General features: G+C 71.4%; 17 protein-coding genes. 10 read left to right on the top strand and 7 right to left on the bottom strand.

Going from position 1 to position 21,317, the window contains the following annotated elements:
* Positions 1-165: 165 nt before the first annotated feature.
* From AZE13_RS26690 to tdh, 3 genes are all read right to left on the bottom strand, one after another.
* Positions 166-1,059, bottom strand: a complete 894-nt coding sequence (locus AZE13_RS26690; RefSeq protein WP_066937254.1) for a LysR family transcriptional regulator — start codon at positions 1,057-1,059, stop codon at positions 166-168.
* 26 nt (positions 1,060-1,085) lie between these two features.
* Entirely contained in the window at positions 1,086-2,303 is a 1,218-nt protein-coding gene (locus tag AZE13_RS26685) for a glycine C-acetyltransferase (RefSeq protein ID WP_066937252.1), read from the bottom strand.
* Between the two features lie 80 nt (positions 2,304-2,383).
* Positions 2,384-3,412: an L-threonine 3-dehydrogenase gene (tdh, locus tag AZE13_RS26680; RefSeq protein WP_066937249.1), complete on the bottom strand. Its 1,029-nt coding sequence runs from the start codon at positions 3,410-3,412 to the stop codon at positions 2,384-2,386.
* Between the two features lie 371 nt (positions 3,413-3,783).
* Here tdh and AZE13_RS26675 point away from each other — a divergent pair, with 371 nt between their 5' ends.
* Entirely contained in the window at positions 3,784-5,088 is a 1,305-nt protein-coding gene (locus AZE13_RS26675) for a S1 family peptidase (protein ID WP_258528009.1), read from the top strand.
* 121 nt (positions 5,089-5,209) lie between these two features.
* Positions 5,210-8,023, top strand: a complete 2,814-nt coding sequence (locus AZE13_RS26670) for an ABC transporter substrate-binding protein (protein WP_066937243.1) — start codon at positions 5,210-5,212, stop codon at positions 8,021-8,023.
* A 14-nt stretch (positions 8,024-8,037) separates the two neighbouring features.
* Here the strand turns inward: AZE13_RS26670 and AZE13_RS26665 are convergent, their stop codons facing one another.
* Entirely contained in the window at positions 8,038-8,820 is a 783-nt protein-coding gene (locus tag AZE13_RS26665) for a VOC family protein (RefSeq protein ID WP_066937240.1), read from the bottom strand.
* A 166-nt stretch (positions 8,821-8,986) separates the two neighbouring features.
* Between AZE13_RS26665 and AZE13_RS26660 the strand changes: the two genes are divergently transcribed.
* Both AZE13_RS26660 and AZE13_RS26655 read left to right on the top strand, forming a co-directional pair.
* On the top strand, positions 8,987-11,410 hold the full coding sequence (locus tag AZE13_RS26660; RefSeq protein ID WP_066937237.1) for a SpoIIE family protein phosphatase: 2,424 nt from the start codon (positions 8,987-8,989) through the stop codon (positions 11,408-11,410).
* Positions 11,411-11,577: 167 nt separating this feature from the next.
* Positions 11,578-11,769 (top strand): hypothetical protein, encoded by a 192-nt coding sequence (locus tag AZE13_RS26655; RefSeq protein WP_066937233.1) that lies wholly within the window; start codon positions 11,578-11,580, stop codon positions 11,767-11,769.
* Between the two features lie 83 nt (positions 11,770-11,852).
* Here AZE13_RS26655 and AZE13_RS26650 read toward each other — a convergent pair whose 3' ends face one another.
* The 3 genes from AZE13_RS26650 to AZE13_RS26640 form a co-directional block, all read right to left on the bottom strand.
* The gene (locus tag AZE13_RS26650; protein WP_181690453.1) at positions 11,853-12,776 is read right to left on the bottom strand and encodes a GNAT family N-acetyltransferase; all 924 of its coding nucleotides are present in this window, start codon (positions 12,774-12,776) and stop codon (positions 11,853-11,855) included.
* A gap of 80 nt (positions 12,777-12,856) precedes the next feature.
* Entirely contained in the window at positions 12,857-14,308 is a 1,452-nt protein-coding gene (locus AZE13_RS26645) for an amino acid permease (RefSeq protein WP_066937492.1), read from the bottom strand.
* A 182-nt stretch (positions 14,309-14,490) separates the two neighbouring features.
* The gene (locus tag AZE13_RS26640) at positions 14,491-15,447 is read right to left on the bottom strand and encodes a hypothetical protein (protein ID WP_066937230.1); all 957 of its coding nucleotides are present in this window, start codon (positions 15,445-15,447) and stop codon (positions 14,491-14,493) included.
* A gap of 849 nt (positions 15,448-16,296) precedes the next feature.
* On the opposite strand from AZE13_RS26640, the gene AZE13_RS26635 reads away from it, so the two are divergent.
* From AZE13_RS26635 to AZE13_RS26615, 6 genes are all read left to right on the top strand, one after another.
* Entirely contained in the window at positions 16,297-16,836 is a 540-nt protein-coding gene (locus AZE13_RS26635) for a winged helix-turn-helix domain-containing protein (protein WP_258528008.1), read from the top strand.
* 398 nt (positions 16,837-17,234) lie between these two features.
* Complete coding sequence (locus AZE13_RS37120; protein ID WP_018091721.1) at positions 17,235-17,390, top strand: hypothetical protein; 156 nt, start codon at positions 17,235-17,237, stop codon at positions 17,388-17,390.
* A 78-nt stretch (positions 17,391-17,468) separates the two neighbouring features.
* Positions 17,469-18,710, top strand: coding sequence for a hypothetical protein (locus AZE13_RS26630; RefSeq protein WP_066937485.1), 1,242 nt, complete (start codon positions 17,469-17,471; stop codon positions 18,708-18,710).
* Positions 18,711-18,747: 37 nt separating this feature from the next.
* Positions 18,748-19,263, top strand: coding sequence for a hypothetical protein (locus AZE13_RS26625; protein WP_066937227.1), 516 nt, complete (start codon positions 18,748-18,750; stop codon positions 19,261-19,263).
* Between the two features lie 31 nt (positions 19,264-19,294).
* Positions 19,295-20,608 carry an MFS transporter gene (locus AZE13_RS26620; RefSeq protein WP_066937224.1) on the top strand — a complete coding sequence of 438 codons (1,314 nt, stop codon included), beginning with the start codon at positions 19,295-19,297 and terminating at the stop codon, positions 20,606-20,608.
* Positions 20,609-20,765: 157 nt separating this feature from the next.
* Positions 20,766-21,170: a hypothetical protein gene (locus AZE13_RS26615; RefSeq protein WP_066937221.1), complete on the top strand. Its 405-nt coding sequence runs from the start codon at positions 20,766-20,768 to the stop codon at positions 21,168-21,170.
* The last annotated feature ends 147 nt before the right edge of the window (positions 21,171-21,317 follow it).

The following is a 21,317-nucleotide window of genomic DNA, read 5'->3' as shown; positions in this document are numbered from 1 at the left end:
CACGTACGGGATCACGGTCACCCCCACCCACAAGATCCCCCACCCACGGGAGGGGGCGCACCGCAGGACGCCAGTCCGGAGGGGCGCACCCGTGACGTACAGCCCCGCGCAGCGGAAAACAGCCCGCCGCAGGCGCAACGGCGAGAAAGCCAACAACGTGGGAGGTCAGCCAAGGGCAGCGGAAAGTTCGGAGAGCACCTGCCGAAACAAAGGATGTTCCTCCGCCCCCCGCCGCACCGCCGCGAACACCCGGCGGGTGGGGGCCGCGGCGTCGACCGGCCGCACCGTCACGCCTGTGAGGTCCATGTCGCGGAGCGCCGAGCGCGGGACGAGAGCCACTCCGGCCGCGGCCGAGGCGAGCGCGACCACCGCGCGGAAGTCGTCGGAGGAGTGCTCCAGGCGGGGCTGGAAGCCGGCGTACTCACAGGCCAGGACGACCACGTCATGGCAGGGGTTGCCCGGGTAGGGGCCGATCCAGGGGTCGTCGGCGAGGTCGGCGACCGCGACCCGGTCGGCGTCGGCGAGGCGGTGCCCGGGTGGCAGGACGGCGTCGAACGGTTCGGCGTAGAGCGGGACCCGGGTCAGCCGGGGGTCGTCCTCGCGGGGCGCGCCGCGGTACTCGACGGCCACCGCCACGTCGACCTGGCGGTCGAGCACCATCCGCAGACTGGCGTCTCCCTCGGCGTCCCGGACCCGGATGCCGGGCGCGGAGCGGGCCAGTGCGGTGATCGCGGGCGCGACGACCAGGGAGATGCCGGTGGCGAAGGCCGCAACGGTCACCGTGCCGGCCTCGCCCGAGCCGTACGCGGCGAGCTCGGACTCGGCGCGTTCCAGCTGGGCGAGGACGGCATGGGCGTGGGTGAGCAGGATGTCGCCCGCCGGGGTCAGCCGTACCCCGCGGGCGCCGCGCTCCACCAGGCGGTGTCCGGTCTCCTGCTCCAGGGCGGCGAGCTGCTGGGAGACCGCCGACGGGGTGAGATAGAGCGCGGCGGCCGCGGCGGTGACCGTACGGTGGTCGGCCACCGCTCGCAGGATGTGCAGCCGGCGTGCTTCGATCATGCGGCCATTTTCTCAGGCCGCGGCCACTAGTCGGCGGACTTCGCCTCGGCCGCCATCGCGGACCTCGCCGACACGAAGGCGTCCACCGCGCGGTTGACATCGTCCGTGGAGTGCGCGGCCGACAGCTGTACGCGGATCCGGGCCTCGCCCTTGGGGACGACGGGGTAGGAGAAGCCGATGACGTACACGCCGCGCTCCAGCAGCAGCTCCGCCATCCGGGCCGCCTCGGCGGCGTCACCGATCATGACGGGGGCGATGGCGTGGTCGCCGGGGAGGATGTGGAAGCCCTCCTCGGCCATCCGGGTGCGGAACAGCGCGGTGTTGGCGTGCAGCTGCTCGCGCAGCTCGCCGGCCGACTCCAGCAGGTCGAGGACCTTCAGGGACGCGGCGGCGATGACCGGGGCGAGGGAGTTGGAGAACAGGTACGGGCGGGAGCGCTGGCGCAGCAGGGCGACGATCTCGGCGCGGGCCGCGACATAGCCGCCGGAGGCGCCGCCCAGCGCCTTGCCGAGGGTGCCGGTGATGATGTCGACGCGGTCCATGACGCCGTGGAGTTCGGGGGTGCCGCGGCCGCCGGGGCCGACGAAGCCGACCGCGTGCGAGTCGTCGACCATGACCATGGCGCCGTAGCGGTCGGCGAGGTCGCAGATCTCCCGCAGCGGTGCCACATAGCCGTCCATGGAGAAGACGCCGTCGGTGACGATCAGCTTGCGGCCGGCGCCCCCTTCGGTGGCCGCCTTCAGCTGGTTCTCCAGGTCGGCGAGGTCGCGGTTGGCGTAGCGGAAGCGGCGGGCCTTGCAGAGCCGGATGCCGTCGATGATGGAGGCGTGGTTGAGGGCGTCGGAGATCACCGCGTCGTCCGGACCGAGCAGGGTCTCGAAGACACCGCCGTTGGCGTCGAAGCAGGAGGAGTAGAGGATGGTGTCCTCCTGGCCGAGGAAGCCGGAGATGCGCTGCTCCAGTTCCTTGTGGACCTCCTGGGTGCCGCAGATGAAGCGGACCGAGGCGAGACCGTAGCCCCAGCGGTCGAGCGCTTCGTGGGCGGCGGCGATGACCTCGGGGTGGTCGGCGAGGCCGAGGTAGTTGTTGGCGCAGAAGTTGAGCACCTCACCGGGATTGCCCCCCGCGGTGACCGCCACGGTGGCGGACTGCGGGGTGCCGATGACCCGCTCGGGCTTGTGCAGTCCGGCGGCGCGGATCTCGTCGAGGGTGGTGCGCAGTTCGTCGCGTACGGAGTCGAGCATGGGGTCTCCTGAGGGTGCGTGAAGGCGAGTGGGGCCGACGGGGCGGGGGGCGGGGCGCCCGGAGGCGGACCGGGGCAGGATCAGGCGGTCCAGTCGAGGATGATCTTGCCGCTGCGGCCGCTGGCGGCGTCGTCGAAGGCGGCGTCGAAGTCCTGGTAGGAGTACCGGCCGGTGATCACGGCGGAGAGGTCCAGGCCGCCTTCGAGCAGCACGGACATCGCGTACCAGGTCTCGAACATCTCCCGGCCGTAGATGCCCTTGATCGTGATCATGGAGGTGACGATCCGGGACCAGTCGACGGGGAAGTCCTGGGAGGGCAGGCCGAGGACGGCGATCCGCCCGCCGTGCGTCATGTTGGCGATCATGTCGCGCATCGCCTCGGGCCGTCCGGACATCTCCAGCCCGATGTCGAAGCCCTCCCGCAGGCCCAGCTCGCGCTGGCCCTCGGCGATCGTGCGGTCGGCGACGTTGAGCGCGAGGCTGACGCCGATCTTGCGGGCGAGCTCCAGCCGCGGCTCGCTGACGTCCGTGATCATGACCTTGCGGGCGCCGGCGTGCCGGGCCACGGCCGCCGCCATGATCCCGATCGGCCCGGCTCCCGTGATCAGGACGTCCTCGCCGACCAGCGGGAACGACAGCGCGGTGTGCACGGCGTTGCCGAACGGATCGAAGACCGCGGCGATGTCGAGGTCGACCGGGATCCGGTGGACCCACACATTGCCGGCCGGCAGCGCCACGTACTCGGCGAAGGCACCGTCCCGGCCGACGCCGAGGCCGACCGTGGCGCGGCACAGGTGACGGCGGCCGGCCAGGCAGTTGCGGCACTTGCCGCAGACCAGGTGTCCCTCGCCGCTGACCAGGTCGCCGGCCTTGATGTCGGCCACGTCGCGGCCGGTCTCCACCACCTCGCCGACGAATTCGTGCCCCAGGGTCAGCGGGGTGGCCACGGCCTGCTGGGCCCAGCCGTCCCAGGCGCGGATGTGCAGGTCCGTGCCGCATATGCCGGTGCGCAGCACCTTGATCAGGACGTCCCCCGGGCCGACGGCCGGTTCCGGCACGTCCGCGAGCCAGAGGCCCGGCTCCGCCTTCTGCTTGACCAGTGCCTTCACCGCTACGGCTCCCGAAAGAAAGAGTGACCTGCCGGGGGCACACCCCGGCCGCCCGATCTCCGTCAGGAAATCTCCCGTATCCGGGGCGCCAGGTCCATCGAGGATTTCTTAAGCACGGTCACAGCTGGCCTTTACGCCCGTCCGGACCGGGGCGGGACGGGCCCCGCGCGGAACCGGGCCGGGCCCGGGAGTGCCAGGCCCGGGAGTGTAGGGCGCCGCCCTCGCCCACGCCGGAATTCATCACAGGTTGAGCGGCCACGCGACGGGGCGGGCGGGGCTGCGTAGGACTGGGGAGCAACCCCGCACGGGTGCCGGCGCGACGCACCGCGGCCTCCGTGTGCGTCGTCCTGTGCGTCCCTGGAGGTCATGACGTGAGCCACCGACATGTGAACAAGCGGACGGGCGTCGTCGCCGGCGCGGCCGCGGTCGCGATCACCGGCGCGGCGATCCTGCTCCCCGACGCCAGTGCGAGCACGGACCGGCCCACGGCCCCGCGGACGTTCAGCGCCCCCGCGGCCGGCCGGCTGGCGACCGCCCTGAAGGCGGACATCGGGGACGACCGGGCCGCCGGCTGGTACCTGGACGGTGCGAACGGCCACCTGGTGATGAACGTGCTGTCCGAGGACGATGCCGCGGGCGTGCGGGCCAAGGGCGCGGTGGCCAGGGTCGTGCGCAACAGTCTGACCGCGCTGAGGTCCGGTACGCGGACGCTGCGCGAGACCGCCGCGGTGCCCGGTACGGCGTGGTCGATCGACCCCACGACCAACAAGATCGTGGTGCTCGCCGACCGGACGGTCACCGGCGCCAGGATGGCCACGCTCACCGGCGTCACCGACAAGCTGGGTGCGGACATGGTCACCGTCAGACGTTCCCGGGGCGAGTTCAAGCGGTTCGACGGGTTCGACCGGTCCGACGGGTTCGACGGGTTCGACGGGTTCGACGGCGCAGGCACGGTCACGGGGAGTCCGGGCGGCGACGGCGGTCCTGGGGACGGTGGCGCGGCCGCCGGGCCGGTCGGCGGCAGCGCCATCTTCGGTGGCGGCGCCCGCTGTTCGCTGGGCTTCAACGTGACGGTCCAGGGCGCCCCGGCCTTCCTGACCGCGGGGCACTGCGGCAACGACTCCCGAACCTGGTCGGCGGAGCAGGGCGGTGGCCGGCCGCTGGGTACGGTGGCCGACTCCCGGTTCCCGCGGACCGACTTCGCCCTCGTCACCTACGACGATCCGGGCGCCCGGCCGCAGAGCGCGGTCGGCCTGGGCAACGGCGGCACCCGGCCGATCACCCGGGCCGCGGAGGCCGCCGTCGGCATGAGAGTGCAGCGGTCCGGCTCCACCACCGGGCTGCACGACGGCACCGTGACCGGCCTGGACGCCACGGTGAACTACGGGAACGGTGACATCGTCAGCGGCCTCATACAGACGGATGTCTGCGCCGAACCGGGCGACAGCGGCGGCGCGATGTTCTCCGGCGACGCGGCCGTCGGACTGACCTCCGGCGGCAGCGGTGACTGCACCCAGGGCGGCGAGACCTTCTTCCAGCCCGTCCCCGCCGCCCTCGCGGCCACGGGGGCGCAGATCGGCAGCGGGGACGGCGACAGCACCGGCGGCGGCAGCGGCACGGGCAGCGGCGGGCCCGGCGACAGCACCTCGCCCCACGCGCCGATGTCGCTGAACTGACCTCAGAAGAAAGGGAGTTCACCGAGACGCCTGGGGCCCCTGAGTGTGCCGGAACCATAGCGACCGCCCGCGGGACGGTGTCAGAATTGTCGCCCTACTCCGACCCTTCCTCAGGGGCACCATGGCATCGAACGAACTCGATTCCACTCTCCCCTCCCCCCTCTCCTCCCAGATCCCCGTCTTCCGCGGCGCCGGACATCTGCTCCGCCTGATCGCCGACCTGGTGCGCCGGCCACGGCGCCGGGAGTGCCCCGAGCCGGTGCGGCACCGCGGAGTGGCGCAGGGGCGTGAAGGCCTGCCGGTGATCTGCCTGGTCGCCGGGGACGATCACACCCAGCTCGCCAAGGGCATCAGCTACTTCCTCAGCCACGCCGACCCCCGACGGGTGCCGCATGTGGTGCACGACCTCGGGGCCGGCGGCGCGTCGTCCGGCCCCGAGTCCGTCGAAGCGGTCCGCCGCGCCCTGGAGCGGCTGGCCCAGGGCCTCGCCCTCAGCGTCAACGGCAGTGACGGACGGGTCCGCTTCCGCCGGTTCGGCCTGGTCAACTGGCTGACACAGGAGGGCGCGAGCGACGACACCGGCCGCTCCGGCGACATGGAGGGCGGTGACCACACCCTGCTGCAGGGCCTGCGGGAACGGGAGTTCCGCCGCCGGCGGATGTTCGGGCTGCTGCGTTCCCCGGAGACCGAGCTCGCGGTGGACGGCAAAGTGCCGTGGTGGGTATGGCTGTTCGCGGTCCATGTCTTCCCCCTCGCGTGGTTCCGGATCCGCCGCGGGCTGGGCCGCGAGTACCGCTGGCTGCTCAACCAGCCCTACCTCGCACCGCGCGACCCGGGCACCTTCATCGGGTTCGCCGAGCGGCTGACCACCCCGCACAACCAGGCCGAAGACCCGGACCAGCTGCGGAAGTTGATGGTCAACGCGTTCCTGGAGGACCTGCGGGTGGCGTTCCGCCGCCGCTTCTGGCGGCCCCGTACGGCCCGGCGCACCGCGTACTGTGTGGCGCTGCTCGACGGCGTGGCGGCGGACAACTGCGGCTATCCGCTGCTGCGGGCCGTCATCGACGTACGCAACGAGACCGGCGCCTTCGACCCGCTGCTGGTCATCAGCTGCGGCGCCGAGCCGCCCGCCGACGGCACCCGGATCCGGGCGGACTGGGGCCACAGCTCGCTGTGGGAGCTCTCCGAGCGGCTGTACGGCGGCTGGCGGGACACCTTCCTCCATCAGGGCCGGGCCCGTAACCGGGCGCCCTGGTACCTGCCGGTCACGGTGCCTCCGCTGATGCCGCCGTCCGACGAGAGCTACGAGCTGACCCGCCGGCTGGAGGTCGCCCAGGACGCCCGGCTGCGGATCCCCGAACCGCCGCTATGGGCCCGCCGGGCGGTGTCCCTGGTGGTGACGTGCGCGGTGGCCGTCGCGCTGCTGGGCGGCGGCGGTCTGGTGCTGCGCACCGAACGCGCCTACCGGCAGGAGCACTGCGGACTGAGCCGGTTCGACGAGGACGCGGAGACGCTGTGGACCGCGGAGACCGGCGAGTGCATCGGGGTGGCGCGGTACGGCTTCACCTTCCACTCCCCCGACCCCGCGCTCGACAAGACCCTGCGGACCGTCTACGCGCAGAACCGGCGCGCCGAGGAGCTGCACCGGGCCGCGCCGGAGCGCCCGTTCGTCACCCTCGTCCACCTGTCCGCGCTGCTCAGCGTCACGGGCAAGCCCACCGGTCAGCTCGCCTACGGGCGCGAGGCGCTGCAGGGCGCGGCCAGCGCCCAGTCCCGGCAGCTGCGCGGCACCGGCCCCGGGGAGCCGATTCTGCGGATCTTCCCGGCCAACGCCGGATCGGGGATGCGCTTCGGCACACGGGCGGTGGACATCCTGGACCGGCTCCGGCAGCAGGATCCGTCCATCGTCGGGGTCACCGGGCTCGACCAGAGCCGCGAGGCGACCAACCGGACGATACGGAGGCTGACCGCGGCGGGGCTGCCGATGGTGGCCACGACGCTGTCCGCGGATTCGCTGGTCCGGCAGTCCCCGATGTACTTCCAGGTGTCGCCGCAGAACAGCCGGGAGGCGAAGGTCGCCGCCGCGTACGCCGACCACCTCGTGGGCCCGGGCGCGAAGAAGCCGGTCCGGACGGTGCGGATCATCAGCTCCGCCGACCCCAGCGACACCTACAGCAGGTCCCTCGGCGAGGATGTCGCGCAGGAGTTCCGGGCCCGCGGCTTCGCGGCCGCCAAGACGTTGTTCACGCCGCCTCCGCCGCCGGGCGAGGAGCCCGCCTCGGATGCTCCGGGGCCGGGGACGGTCGGCCGGCGGACCTGTTCGTACCAGGGTGTGGTGTTCTTCGCGGGCCGCTCGGAGGACTTCGAGTCGCTGCTCGGCGGCGTCAACGAGTCCTGCCACTCGGACCCGCCGGTGCTCGTCGGGGGCGACGATGTGGCGCGGCTGGCCGCCGACGCGGAACGCCGCGTCCAGTACCCCGGAATCCCTTACGACTTCCTGGACTTCACCCTCGGCTCGGCGCGCTGCGACGGCACCAGCGAGCTGTACGCGGAGCTCGGCCGGATCTTCCCCGAGGAGTGCGCGAAGGTGCCCAGCTCCTCGCTGGACGGGCATGCGGCGCTCGGCTTCGACGCCGTCAAGCTGTACGTCAACGCGGTCAAGCAGCTGCGTGAGCAGGCCGCGGCGATGCCGCTGACCCCGCCGGCCGTCTGGCATGCGATCAGCGGTGTGCACGGGCAGAAGGCGCTCGACGGGGCGAGCGGCATCATCAGCTTCGGCGGTGACGTGGACCGCCAGGTCCCGCTGGACAAGCTGCTGTCCGTGCAGCACATCGACGACACGGGCCGGCCGGTCCAGGCCGGGTTCTGCGGCCGGGTCGGCGGGCGGACGCAGGCCTCGTGGTGTCCGCCGCTGGAGCCGGAGCGGGGTCGGTGACCGCGGGCGGTCCGTCAGCCCGGGGCGGTGACGGTGAAGAGTCCGCCGTCGGGGTCGCGGATCACGGCCTGGACGCTCTCGCCGTCGGCGGTCGGGGTGACGGGGGTGACGGTGCCGCCGGCGGCCACCGCGGCGGCGACGACCTTCTCGATGTCGTCGACCGGGAAGTGGACGTGCCAGCGGGGCCGGACCCGCGGGTCCGGGGCGGCCTCGACGGCGCCGCCGCGCAGGGTGGCGACGACATGCGTACCGTCGTGGACGATGACCTGGTCGTGCTCGTAGGTCACCGCGCAGCCGCCGGGCTCCTCCGAGGCCCAGTCGAAGACCTCGGCGTAGAAGATGGCGGCCTCGAAGGCGTCCCGGGTGCGCAGCTCCAGGCACGCCGGGGCGTTGCCCCTCCCGACCGACCAGGCGAGCGTCTGCCCTTCCCAGAAGCCGAAGGCGGCGCCGTCCCGGTCGGCGGCGAGGGCGGCCCGGCCGGGGCCGAGTTTGATCGGGCCGACCGCGACGGTGGCGCCCCGCTCGCGGATCCGGTCCGCGGTCTCGTCGGCGTCCTCCACCGCGAAGTACGAGGTCCAGGAGACGGCGACCCGGAAGTTCCGGGCGAGCGCGCCGATGCCGGCCACCGCCTCGCCGTCCGCCATGGCGACGGTGAACTCCTCACCGAGGCTGGCCGGGCGGAAGCGCCAGCCCAGTACGGCGGAGTAGAACTCCTGTGCGGCCTGGAGATCGCGGGCCATCAGGCTGACCCAGCACGGAGCGCCCCGTGCCGGAGTCGTGAGGCCGTCGGCCGACATGACATCCGCCTCCCGTCGCTTCCCCCCTCCCTCGCACCCCCTCCCACTGTGCCAGCGCCCCCGCCGCCCCGCACCAAGGGACAGCGAGGGGAGCGCCGGGCAGCGCGGTTGTGCCGGTCTTGATCAGGATCGATGCTGTAGGTACCGAACGGGCTGGGTTGATGCGATGAACGCAGGGAACGCGGCGGAGCAGGTCGGCTCCCGTGGCCCCCTCGACGTGACCAGGGCGGCCACCGCGGTGCTGGATGCCCGGGATCTGGTCGTCGGGTGGAGCCCGGCGGCCAGGCGGCTTCTGGGGTACTCGCCGGAGGAGATCATCGGCCGCCCCCTGAAGACGTTCCTGCCGGCCGCCGAGGCGGCCGGTCCCGTGTGGTCCGAGGGGCCGCCGGAGGCCTCGCTCAGCGGCAGCGAACCGCGTACGGCACGGCACCGGGACGGCCGGCTGCTGCCGGTGGCGGTCACCGTCTGCCCGCTGAGCGTCGCGGCCCGCGCCCCCGCGGGGACGCCGGCCCGCATCCTGGTGGCGGCCCGCCTGGATGCCCAGCAGGTGTGGGAGTCCCAGCAGGCGATGCTGGAGGGGCTGGCGACCCAGTCCCCCGTGGGGCTGGGCATCTACGACCGGGACCTCAGGCTGACCTGGGCGAACTCCGCGTTTGTGAAGGAGATCGGGCTGCCGCTGCGGGAGTTCCTCGGCACCCGGGCCGAGGAACTGTACCCGGACGGGGAGTTCGTGACCGAGGGGTATCCGCACACTCTGGACGCGGTGATGGGCCAGGTCCTGGACTCCGGCGAGCCGGTCCTCGATCTGCACTTCGTCGGGCAGCAGCCCTCCGATCCGGGCCCCGACCACGTCTGGTCGTGCTCCTACTACCGGCTGCACGACGCCGGCGGGCAGGTGATCGGGGTGTGCGAGGACGCCTTCGACATCACCGCCCGCTACCAGGCGCAGCGCCGGCTGAACCTGCTGGTCGCGGCGGGCACCCGGATCGGCACCACCCTCGACATGACCGTCACCGCCCGGGAGATGACCGAGGTGGCGGTCCCGGACTTCGCCGCCACGGTCACCGTCGACCTGGTCCGGTCCGTGCTGGCGGGCGAGGAGCCGGAAGCGGGCAACGGCCGGCTGCCCGCACTGGTCCGGGTCGCCACCCGCTCCGCCGGTGACCCGCCGGACGGGGTGCCGCACAGCCCGTACCGCATCGAGTACCCGCCGGGCTCGCTGCCGTACCGGAGCCTGTCGTCGGGCGGGATGGTGCGCGCGGAGGGCTCCATGGTCGTACCACTGCGGACCGGTGGCGCCGCGCTGGGGCTGGTCACGTTCGTACGGCGGAAACAGCCGGCGTTCTTCGACAAGGACGAGATCGCGCTCGCCGACGAGCTGGTCACCCGTACGGCGGTGTGCCTGGACAACGCCCGCCGCTTCACCCGGGAGCACAGCGCCGCGCTGACCCTGCAGCGGAACCTGCTGCCGCAGCATCTGCCCGAGCAGTCCGCGGTCGACCTGGCGTACCGCTATCTGCCCAGCGACCAGCGAGCCGGGGTCGGCGGGGACTGGTTCGACGTCATCACGCTCTCCGGGACCCGGGTCGGGCTGGTGGTCGGGGACGTGGTCGGGCACGGGCTCCAGGCGGCGGCGACCATGGGCCGGCTCCGGACGACGGTACGCGCGCTGGCTCAGCTGGACCTCTCGCCCGACGAACTGCTCAGCCGGCTGGACGACCTGGTGGGCCAGACCGCCGGGGGCCGGGCGAACACGGTCGGCGCGGACGCCGGCCCGGACGACGTGGCCACCGGCGCCACCTGCCTCTACGCGGTCTACGACCCGGTCTCGCGGCACTGCACCATGGCACGGGCCGGCCATCTGCCGCCGGCCGTGGTCGACGCCGGGGGCGGCCTGTGCTTCCCGGAGCTGCCGGCCGGCCCGCCGCTGGGGCTCGGGGGCCTGCCGTATGAGTCGCTGGAACTGGAGCTGCCGGTGGGCAGCCTGCTCGCGCTGTTCACGAACGGGCTGGTCGAGGCCCGTGGCCGGGACGTCGACGAGGGGCTGGAGATCCTCAGCGGGGTGCTGGGCGAGCACCGCAGACCGCTGGAGGAGCTGTGCGACCGCGCGCTGGACGCGCTGCTGCCGGGCGGGCCGGGCGACGACGACTCGGCGCTGCTGCTGGTCCGCACCCGCGAGCTGGACACCCGGCAGGTGGCGGCCTGGGAGCTGCCCGCCGAGCCGGCCGCGGCGGGCACGGCCCGGGAACTGGCGACCGGGCAGCTGCGGGAGTGGGGGCTGGAGGAGCTGTCGTACGCCACCGAACTCACGGTGAGCGAGCTGGTCACCAATGCCGTACGGCACGCCGCGGGGCCGCTGCACCTGCGGCTGCTGCGCGATCTGACCCTGCTGACCGAGGTGTCGGACACCGGCCACACCTCGCCGCACCTGCGGTACGCCGCATCCGACGACGAGGGCGGGCGGGGGCTGTTCATCGTGGCGCAGCTGGTGCAGCGCTGGGGCACCCGCTACACGCCGTACGGGAAGACGATCTGGACCGAGCAGGCGTTTCCGCCGCGGTACCCCGGAGCGCCGCGGGCGGTCGGCTGACCTGCGGCGAAAGGTCCGGGGAGGCCCGGCGCCGGCCTGGGCGCGGCGCATGTCGTGCGGCTGCCGGGAGGCTCATGACGGAACCACGGTCCATGATGGAACCACGGTCCATGAAGGAACCGAGCGAGGTCCCGGCGACCCGGCGGGCGCGGACACGAGGAGGACCTGTGACGACCAATGGCAAGGAGCAGCCGGCCCTGCACCGGCCGACCGAGCTGTACACCGGTAGTGAGCGGCCGTACGACCCGGAAGACCTGGTGAAGGCCTCCGGTCGGGAGCCCACCCCATCGAGCCTGGAGTGGGCCAGGCGTCTGATCGCCGAGGAGGGTCCCGGCGCCATCGAGCGGTATCTGCCATGACGGGTTACCCGATGTGAACCGCTGAGGACGGCGGCCCGCCCGAGGACGGCGGGCCACCGTCCTCGGACGCTGGTCAGGGGTCCCTAGCCCAGTTCGAGGCTGGTCACGGCGTAGGTGCGCGGCTGGTCCTCCGACGGCAGCGGCCCGGTGTACATCCGCACGGTGTGCGAGGTGGGGACCAGGCCGCGGGCGGTGGCCAGGGTGTGGGCCGCGCGCCGGGGCTCGGGGATGTCGAGGGAGACCTCGGCGGCCGGGTCGACGGTCGCGGTGAGGGCGTCGAAGAGCGCCTCGGCGGCCTGTGGGGTGTCGGCGAAGAGCGGGCCGATGCGGTGGCCGGTGTGGGCCGGGCGGATCACTCCGTAGCCGGCGATCTCGCCGTCGCGGACGTAGGCGCGGGCGGTGTGGCCGGCGGCCGTCAGCCAGCGGGTGACGAAACCGCTCCGGTCGGCGGGGAAGCAGCGCCGGTCGTAGCGGGCGAGGGCGTCGAGGTGGGCGCCGGTGACCGGGACGACCTCCGGCGGGGCCGGTGTGCCCGGGCGGGCGGGGTGTCCGCCGTAGCGGAGGGTGTCGTAGGCGGGGGTGAACCCCGCGCGCTTGTACGTCCCCTGCTGCGCGGGGACCGCGTCCAGGCCGACGGTACGGGCGCCGGCGTGCGGGAAGGCGGCACGCCAGGTGGCCAGGCCCAGGCCCTGGCCACGGTGGTCGGGGTGGACCAGGTAGTAGCCGAGGAAGGCGTACTCGGCCGAGTAGTTGACGATCGACAGGGACGAGAGCGTGGCGTCACCGCGGCGTCCCAGGAAGAAGCCCGCCGGGTCGGTGGGGTGGAAGCTGGCGGTGTCGTCGCGGCCGGGGTTCCACTGTTCGTCGGTGGCCCAGCGCACCACCTGCTGCCAGTCGTCCGGCGTGGCGGTGGTGACGGTGAACGTGTCGGCTGCGCCGGGCTCGGGGTGCGCAGCGGGGTGGGCTTCGCGGTGCGCATCAGGGTGCGTTTCGGGGTGCTGAGGCATGCCGGGGGCGTCCCTTCTGTGGGGCGAGGTTCGGGTTCGGGGTCGGGGGCGGGGTCGGGCGGGGACGGTGCGGAGACGTCTCAGATCAGGTCCATGGCCGCGAGTTCGTCGGGACGGCCGTAGCTGACCGGGCCCTGGAAGCGCCGTCGGGCGGTGACGAACCACCACACCGTGGCGATGAGGAGGACCACGGCCAGGGCGATGGGTGCGTAGTTGAACGAGGCGGGGGTGATCGGGGAGGCCTGGGGCAGCATGAACAGCACGTTGCTGATCAGGATCCAGAGCACCGCGATCGCCGCGACGGGCTTGCCGAAGCGGCCGAGGTTCCACGGTCCGGCCTGGAAGTCGTCGAGCCGCAGCCGGAGGAAGATCGGGACGCCGTAGGCGAGGAACAGTCCGACGACATTGACGCTCACCACCGCGGTGAAGGCGGTGTGTGACCACCAGCCGGGCAGCACCAGTACCAAGGGGCAGGCCGCGGCGAGCCAGACCGCCTTGACGGGCGTACGGGTGCGCGCGGACACCGAATGCCACCAACGGGAGCCGGGCATCGCGCCGTCCCGGGAGAACGCGAAGATCTGCCGGGTATTGCTGGTCATGTTGGCGAGGCCGCAGAACAGCATGGCGCCGATCACGATCAACAGCAGGAACTTCGCGGTGCTTTGGCCCAGTGCGTCGATGAGAATCTGCACCGGCGGGGCCTCGGCGCTCGCGGCGTTGCCGTAGTCGCGGATTGCGTACACGAGGGCGAGCATCAGGATCAGCCCGGTGACCGCGGAGTAGCTGATGGCCCGCATGATGCCCTTGGGCGCGTTGACCGTCGCCTTCACGGTTTCCTCGGACATGTGGAAACTGCCGTCGAATCCGGTGAAAGTCCAGCTGGTGACGAGCAGCCCCAGCATTCCGCCGTAGATGGCGTGGGTGAAGCCGGTGTTGTTGACGAAGTGCGTGATGTAGGAGGGCGATTGGTGGTGTTCGGGGACAAAGGTGAGCGCACCGACGATCACCACCATGCCGATCAGCAGCCACCACACGGAAATCCGGTTCACCAGGGCGACCAGCCATACCGTGTAGGTGTTCAGCAGCGCCTGGACGAGAAGGATGCCGGCGGTGATGCAGACGGTCAGCTGCGGTGTGGGTTCGTAGGCGGGCCACTGCATGGCGATGAACGCCTGGATGAAGGTGGCGGCGGCGAAGTTGGTGGCCGCGGTGCCGCCGACCTGGCCGACGAAGTTCAGCCAGCCGGTATACCAGGACCAGGCGCCCTTGTGCCGTTTGGCCAGCTTGCCGGCCGAGAAGTAGAGCGCGCCGCTGGTCGGGTAGGCGGAGGCGATCTCGCCCATCGCGGCGCCGACGAACAGCACCATGAGCGACACCCCGATCCAGCCGAAGATCAGGATCCGGGGGCCGCCGGCATTCATTCCGAAACCGAAGGAGGAGAAGATCCCGGATATGATGTTGATGATGGTGAAGGAGATGGCGAAATTGTCGAATGCGCGGAATCTACGGGTGAGTTTCCGCGGATAACCCATGGCGTGCAGCGTGGCGTCGTCATCGAGCGTGCCAGGGTCGGCCGGCCGGGGGGATTTCGAGCGAAGGAGCGAGGTACGCTCGGACACAACCGCAACCTTTCTGGGGGATACCGGGGGCAGTTGACGAGTTGAGCGGATCGGGGGAATTCCGCGAATGCGGAGAAGGCGGCAACCACGCTTCCTCAGCCGGCATGCGGCACCGGAAGTCCGCAGGAGCGCCGGGCTTTGGTCAGTTGCTCCTCGGGGTCGCCGAAGACGCTCCAGGGCATCCGCGAGGCGTACGGCCCCATGGCTGTGAACACTTCCCGCGCCTCGAATTCACGTTTCGCCAGGAAGAGCGCATGCGCCAGATACGCCAGGTCCAGGACCGGCGTGAAGCGGTAATCGGCCACCCGCGGAAACCAGTTGTGGTACACGCCCAGCGCCGTGCTGACCCACTGGGGCTGCTCCCAGGTCCGGTTGGCGAGCAGGTCCGACGGGTTGTAGTCCTCGACCAGCGCCACCAGCGGCAGCAGCCGGAGCGGTGAGCCGGCCGGGGCCCGCTGGCCGAGGAACGCGGCGACATCCCAACTGGCGCTGGAGGAACCGCCGTAGCGGGTGAAGAAGAACGACAGGAAACGGTGGTGCGCCTCGCGGTGCCAGGCGTCCAGCCGGAGGATATGGGCGAAGAGGTACCACGGTCCGGTCGGCGCGGTCAGCAGGCCCTGGGGCGCGGGGTCCTGGGGTCGGTCGAGCCGGGCCAGCGCGAGCTGGGCCACCCACGGGGTGGGGTCCTCGGGCAGTTCCTTCGAGGCCCGTTCACACGCCGTCCGCGCTATCCGCGTCAGCGCCCGCTGCCGCTGGTCACCGGCGTCGGCCATGCGCAGGGCACGGAGCATCGCCACCCGGGCCCACAGCAGCGCGGCTTCCGGTCCGGGCTCTTCGGACAGCCAGCGCTCGGCCAGGTCGGAGTCGGCGGCCACGGACGCCAGCACGAGGGAGCGGTGGGCCCGCAGCTCGAAATCCCCCCGGGTTTCCGACAGCGCCTCGTGAGCGCTGAAGTAGCGGCCGGCCCGGACGTCGACGCAGGCGTTCGCCAGCGCCCGGTCATCGGCCGCCGGACTCCATACGTACTGCCCCTCGAAAGTGTCGGCCGCCATGGTCCCCTCCCGGTCACGAAGGTGTCATCCCCCACACCGCATTCCAGCCGCGCCGAATTCAGCTGGCTCCCGCCACCGGTCAGGTGGCAGCGCGCCACACCCTACTCATCATCAACTCATCGCGAAAACATCCGTCTGGAATATCTGGTTCCGCACCTTTCGCCGTGATGAGCTTGAAGGGGGAACAATACTTGGGCCGATCTGCCGAAGGCCGTCATAGGCCATCCCCCGGGGAGCGCAGGCCATTTGCGTGGCATATTCACACGTTCAGGGAACCCCGCGACCGGAAACCTTCGGACGATTACCCCTCCGATTCCGCCAATGTGCCCCGGGGCCGGTGACCGCGGAAGCCGGAATCCCGTCCCGTGAGGACCTGTGAGGACCGGCCGGGAAGGGCCGGGACGAGCCGGGACGGGCCGGACGTCCGCGCGGAGCCGTCGGCGCGGCGGCCGCCGTCCGTACCGCGCGAGCCGGTGCGCGCGGACCCAACGCGCTTACGGAATCGGCGAGTTGGCGCCGCGTATACATGGATTCAGCAGAAGAGCAACCGAAATTCGCGGAAGCTACTTTCCGGAAGCGCGCGATCACATGTAGCGTTCGTCCGGACCGGAGGCCGTGACCTCGCACCACGTCACGGCCGAGTACGGGCATGGGCGCGAGCGCTCTTGTCACACGGGCGGACCGATCGCCCCCGCTGGGACGCACCGCACCACGAGTGCCGGTTCGCCGCCATGCCTGTGCACCGGTACCGCGCCGCGATCGCCGTACAGCACCTCAGCACCCTTGAACGTCGAGCACCGCCATGTCTGTCCGTACACGCCTGCTTTGCAAGAGGAATGGGCCCAGATCATGTTTATGAACTCCTCGACGACCCCGCTTGCGTTGCTACCGGACGCCGACCTGGGCCGCCCGGTACTGGCCGGGCCCGGCGAAGGGCCACCCCTGGCGGTCGACCGGCTTCCCGACGGCACGTGGCAACTGACCCTGCACGACCTGGAACCCGTCTCGGTGCACCGGCTGCCCTCCGACGAGGTCCACATCATCCTGGCACCGCCGCGCGACGAGCCGCCGGGCTCCCCCGAGCCGGTGAGCACCCAGGCCCGGCCGCAGCCGATACAGATCGACAACGCGGCCCGGATCGTCCTCATCAGAGGCCGGAAGCTCGGCCTGCCACGGCTGGAATTCGACCTGCTCGCCCACCTCGTGCTCCACCCCCAGCGCGCCTTCACCCGGGAACAGCTGATGGCCGCGGTCTGGCCCAGCTGCCAGTCCAGCACCCGTACGGTCGATGTCCATATCGCGCGGCTGCGGCGACGCCTGGGGCCGGGGCTGCGCGACTCGATCAGCACGGTGTTCGGGATCGGGTACAAGTACCAGCCGCTCCCGTAGGCAACGCCCGCGGCCGGCCGGCGAAGGGCCGGTGACCGACGGGCGGCAGGCGGCGGGGCCGGTGGCCGGCGAATTCTGCCACCGGCCCCGCCGCGTCATGTTCCACCGAGACCGCCATGGCTCGGACTCGACGGCACAACCCGTCCGAAATGCCATGTGTGACTGGCGTAAGGGGCTGGTACAGACCAGCAATTGACCCTTTGTCACGTGGTTCCACGCCGTGATCGAACCGACAGGATCCAGCCAAAGTTGGCGCGCCGGTCACCCTTCCCTTCCGCGCTGGTATTGCCTTTCATTGACACCTGCTTGGTCACACCTTTACCTTCGGTGCTGTTGGCATCGGCGCAGGTCAGCGCCCGTATGCCGGGATCCTTCCCACTCTCTTCCCGGAGGTTCCGATGGAACAGCTCATCAAGAAGATGGCCCAGGACAACGTCTGGCAGAACTGGCTCGCCGCCAACTCCGCGCAGCAGGCGGCGAAGAACGGCTGCATCAGCGCGGCCCCCAAGGCCGGCTGCATCAGCGCCACGCCCAAGGCCGGCTGCATCTCCTGACCGCCGTACCCACCGAGGGCCCGGGTGCGGCTGATCCGCCGCACCCGGGCCCCGCGCTCCGAACCTGACGAGGAAGCCATGGATGGTCAGCCGACCGCCGAGATCATCGAGCAGATCCGCGACATACCGATCTACCGCGCATCGGTGGCGCAGGGCCACTTCCCGGTACTCGACAAGCCCGAGATCGCCCGTGGTTTCCCCGACAACTGGATGACGCCCCGGCTGGCCGCGGCGCTGGAGGCCGGCGAAGCGGAGTTTGTGCTCTCCACCGGCACCAACCACGCCCGGATGCAGATCATCCGCCCCCCGTACTTCCTGCTGCACTCCTACTACCAGTTGTGGCGCGAACATCCCGATATCGCCCAGACCTGGGAGTCCGGCTGCCGACGTCTCTCCCTGACGACGGTGCTGGCGACGGAGCACGTCGCCCGGGTCAACGCCGCGCGTGCGGGCGTCCCGCCGAAGCCGGTGCCCTCGCTCGACGACCGGTGGCTCGACGACCGCACCTGCTACCTCAACCTCCGGCTCGATCCGGCGGAGTGGGAGCGCGAAGACGTGGTACGGATGCTCACCGAGATCGAGGCCGCCCGGCAGGCGCACCCGCGCGGCTGGTACCACCTCGACTGCTCCGCGTACCACCTCGCGCATCTGGTGCGAAAGGTTGGCGAATGGGGGCTGTGGGACGATTTCCCGCCGCCCGCGAGCATCATCCACGCCTACGAATACGCCCCGGTCAACGTCCGGCGCTACCTGCTTCAGCACTTCGCCTGCCCGGTCATCGACCTGTTCGGCAGCACCGAACTGGGCTACCTCTACTACAGCGACCGTCGCGGCACTTACTGGCCGTACCTCGACAAAATGAGCGTGGAGCTCCATCCGGTCGCCCCCGGAAGCACGCTCCACGAACTCATCGTCACGAGCGTACGCAATCCTTATATGCCCTTGATCCGGTACCGCTCGGGGGACTGCGTACGGACCGTGGACGGCACACCGGATCCGGCGCGGATCGAGCAATTCTGTGGGCGGTACAAGGAATTGCTCGGCACCCCGCGCGGACCAGTGGCACAGGGCGACCTCGACCGCTGCATCGGCGAGGAGTCACCGCATGTCTTTGTTTACCAATTGCGGATGACCGGCGATTCCGCGGCACAGCTGACATATACGACATTCAGCGGTGAACCGGTGGACGTCGCCCAGGCCTCGGCACTGGAAGACAGAATCAGTGAACTGACCGGACGGAAATGCCGTCTGGAACACCGTAGGCATATCCCCATCGGACGGTCCGGGAAGTACGCCTGGCTCGTCCACGAGGACGCCTGACCCCGCCTGCACCCGTCCCCACCTGCACTGGAGAACCATGGACCGCGGCCCGCGGATATCCGCCGACGACCTCAGGGAACTGCTCGGTGACGCGCTGTACACCGAAGTGGTGGACCACTTCGACGCCAAGAGCGCGGACCTGCCACGGGAATTCGTGACACGCCAGGTGACCGAGTGTCTGCGCTACCTCTATCTCGTCTCCCGCTACCACGACCGGCTCGGCGGCCTCTTCCTCCCGGTCGAGCAGGAGATCGACGAGATCTGGCACTACCTCATTCTGCAGACCCGGGAGTACCGGGCACTGTGTGAAGAGCGGCTGCCGGGGCGGTTCTTCATCGAGCACCGCAGCATCGCATACGAGGACTATCAGCAGGAACCGGGCCGCGAACAGGTAATTGAAGAGGCACTGCGCTGGATTCCGTTGTACTGTCGGGAATTCGGCCCGTTCGACGAGGGCGCACTGCCGCATTGGACGATCGTGCGCTTCCTCCATCAGCAGATGGACCTGCCGCTGGCGGACATCGCAGCACTGCAGCCCATGGCGAAGACATAGCAGTCACTATCGGCTCGATCGGAAAGGCACCATGACGGCTGGGAACAGCACGCCGGCTCCGCGTGACATACCGGAGCAGCGGCGCATTCTGGGGGTTCTGGTCTTCTCCCAGATTCTCGCCGGTGCAGGGCTGGCCGCGGGAATCACCGTCGGCGCACTGCTCGCCGAGGAGATGCTCGGCTCGACCGGGCTGGCCGGCCTGCCCAGCGCGCTGTTCACCACCGGGTCCGCGCTCGGGGCCTTCGTCATCGGCCGGCTCTGCCGCCGCTGGGGCCGGCGCCCCGGGCTCGCACTCGGGTACGCCGCCGGAGCGCTCGGCAGCCTCGGGGTGGTGGCGGCCGCGGCCGTCGGCAGTGCTCCGCTGCTGTTCCTGGGCCTGCTGATCTACGGGGCCGGCACCGCGACGAACCTGATGGCGCGCTACGCGGGAGCCGATCTGGCCTCCCCCGCGCGGCGCGGGCGCGCGGTGAGCACGGTGCTGTTCGCCACCACCCTCGGGGCGGTGGTCGGCCCCAATCTGGTGACTCTCACCGGGGAGTTCGCGCACTCCTGGGGCATCCCCCGGCTCGCCGGGCCGTTCCTGCTGGCCGTCGTGGCATTCGGCGCGGCCGCGGTCGCACTGGCCGTACTGCTGCGGCCCGACCCGCTGCGGCTGGCCGAGACGCTGGCCCGCGCCGAACCGCCCGCCGAGGCCGGCGGCACCGCGGCCGAGACCCTCCGCCGGCCGCTGGACCGTACGCGGCGCCGGGCGGTCATCGGCGGCACCACGGTCATGGTCCTCACCCAGCTCGTGATGATCGCCGTCATGACGATGACCCCCGTCCACATGCTGGCGCACGGCCAGGACACCCAGGCCGCCGGGCTGGTCATCGCCCTGCACGTAGGAGCGATGTTCCTGCCGTCGCCGCTCACCGGGCTGCTGGTCGACCGGGTCGGCCGGCAGTGGGTCGCCGGGGCCTCCGGACCGGTGCTGCTGGCCGCCGGGGTGCTCGCCTCGGTGGCGCCGGCGCACTCGGTTCCGGCACTCGCCACGGCGCTCGTACTGCTGGGCCTCGGCTGGAACTTCGGGCTGGTCAGCGGCACCGCCATGGTCACCGAAGCGCTTCCGCCGGACCGCCGGGCCGCGGCGCAGGGGCTGGTGGACGTCGGCATCTCGATCGCCGGCGCCACCGGAGGCATGTCCTCGGGCCTGGTCGTCGCGCTGGGCGGCTTCCCCGTGCTGGCACTGGCCGGCGGGGTCCTCTCCCTGGCGGTCGTCCCGGTGGTCGTGTGGTCGTCCCGCCGGCCGCCCCGGACCGGTGACACCGCCCCGACGGCGCCGCGCACGGCAGCGGAGCACGCATGAGCACACACCGGAGCGTCAGCGCAAATCCGCCTTGCCATCGGCCCATACTCCGGAAAATAATGACACCAGGCGTCATTTCTTGTTATCAGACTGGAAACCTGGCTCCGGCACGCTGGGGAGCGGCCGTAGCACCAGGGACGACCGACGGGGGGCAGGCATGAGGAAGGGCACCGGAACACCGGCGCCGCGCCTGTGGCGCACCGTGCTGACCGTGCTCGCCGTCGCTCTCGCGCTGCTTCTGGGCGGCACGGCCACGGCCGCCGGCGCGAGCGCCGCGCTCGCCGCCAAGAAGCCCTCCCCGACCATGCCGGCGACCAAGCCGAGCTACGACTCCAAAGAAGAGAAGACCAAGCGCGAGAAGCGCGACTCCGAGCGCGGGCAGCCCCGCGGTGGCGCCCGTACCGTCAGCTCCCCCGAGAGCAACGACCCCGCGCAGCGGCCGACCCACATCGAGCCGCCCGACGCCGCGGCGCCATCCGGCCACCCCGCGGCGCACCACACCACCAAGGCCGTGTCGAGACTGGCCCAACTCCCCGTCCTGCACTGCGTCTTCCGCTGCTGAGAACGGCCGTGGCGGTCCGCCCCACTCAGCCGCGCTTCGCACGTTTCCGTCACCACCCCACGGTGGCAACCCTCATCAGCAGGAGACCTCTCATGGAGACCTTCATTCAGCATGCCCGGACCCTGACAGCCCGTATCGCCGACCGGA

It is taken from the genome of Streptomyces sp. NBRC 110611, assembly GCF_001590865.1.
Classification (GTDB): Bacteria; Actinomycetota; Actinomycetes; order Streptomycetales; family Streptomycetaceae; genus Streptomyces.
Note: the sequence above shows the minus strand (reverse complement) of the source record. Positions and strands in the feature narration are given on the sequence as shown.

Coding starts and splice junctions, on each gene's coding strand:
- AZE13_RS26690 (WP_066937254.1), bottom strand. CDS start 1,059: ATGATCGAAGCACGCCGGCTGCACATCCTGCGAGCGGTGGCCGACCAC.
- AZE13_RS26625 (WP_066937227.1), top strand. CDS start 18,748: ATGGACCGCGGCCCGCGGATATCCGCCGACGACCTCAGGGAACTGCTC.
- AZE13_RS26650 (WP_181690453.1), bottom strand. CDS start 12,776: ATGCCTCAGCACCCCGAAACGCACCCTGATGCGCACCGCGAAGCCCAC.
- AZE13_RS26645 (WP_066937492.1), bottom strand. CDS start 14,308: ATGGGTTATCCGCGGAAACTCACCCGTAGATTCCGCGCATTCGACAAT.
- AZE13_RS26635 (WP_258528008.1), top strand. CDS start 16,297: ATGTTTATGAACTCCTCGACGACCCCGCTTGCGTTGCTACCGGACGCC.
- AZE13_RS26620 (WP_066937224.1), top strand. CDS start 19,295: ATGACGGCTGGGAACAGCACGCCGGCTCCGCGTGACATACCGGAGCAG.
- AZE13_RS26630 (WP_066937485.1), top strand. CDS start 17,469: ATGGATGGTCAGCCGACCGCCGAGATCATCGAGCAGATCCGCGACATA.
- AZE13_RS26670 (WP_066937243.1), top strand. CDS start 5,210: ATGGCATCGAACGAACTCGATTCCACTCTCCCCTCCCCCCTCTCCTCC.
- AZE13_RS26665 (WP_066937240.1), bottom strand. CDS start 8,820: ATGTCGGCCGACGGCCTCACGACTCCGGCACGGGGCGCTCCGTGCTGG.
- AZE13_RS37120 (WP_018091721.1), top strand. CDS start 17,235: ATGGAACAGCTCATCAAGAAGATGGCCCAGGACAACGTCTGGCAGAAC.
- AZE13_RS26685 (WP_066937252.1), bottom strand. CDS start 2,303: ATGCTCGACTCCGTACGCGACGAACTGCGCACCACCCTCGACGAGATC.
- AZE13_RS26615 (WP_066937221.1), top strand. CDS start 20,766: ATGAGGAAGGGCACCGGAACACCGGCGCCGCGCCTGTGGCGCACCGTG.
- AZE13_RS26640 (WP_066937230.1), bottom strand. CDS start 15,447: ATGGCGGCCGACACTTTCGAGGGGCAGTACGTATGGAGTCCGGCGGCC.
- AZE13_RS26660 (WP_066937237.1), top strand. CDS start 8,987: ATGAACGCAGGGAACGCGGCGGAGCAGGTCGGCTCCCGTGGCCCCCTC.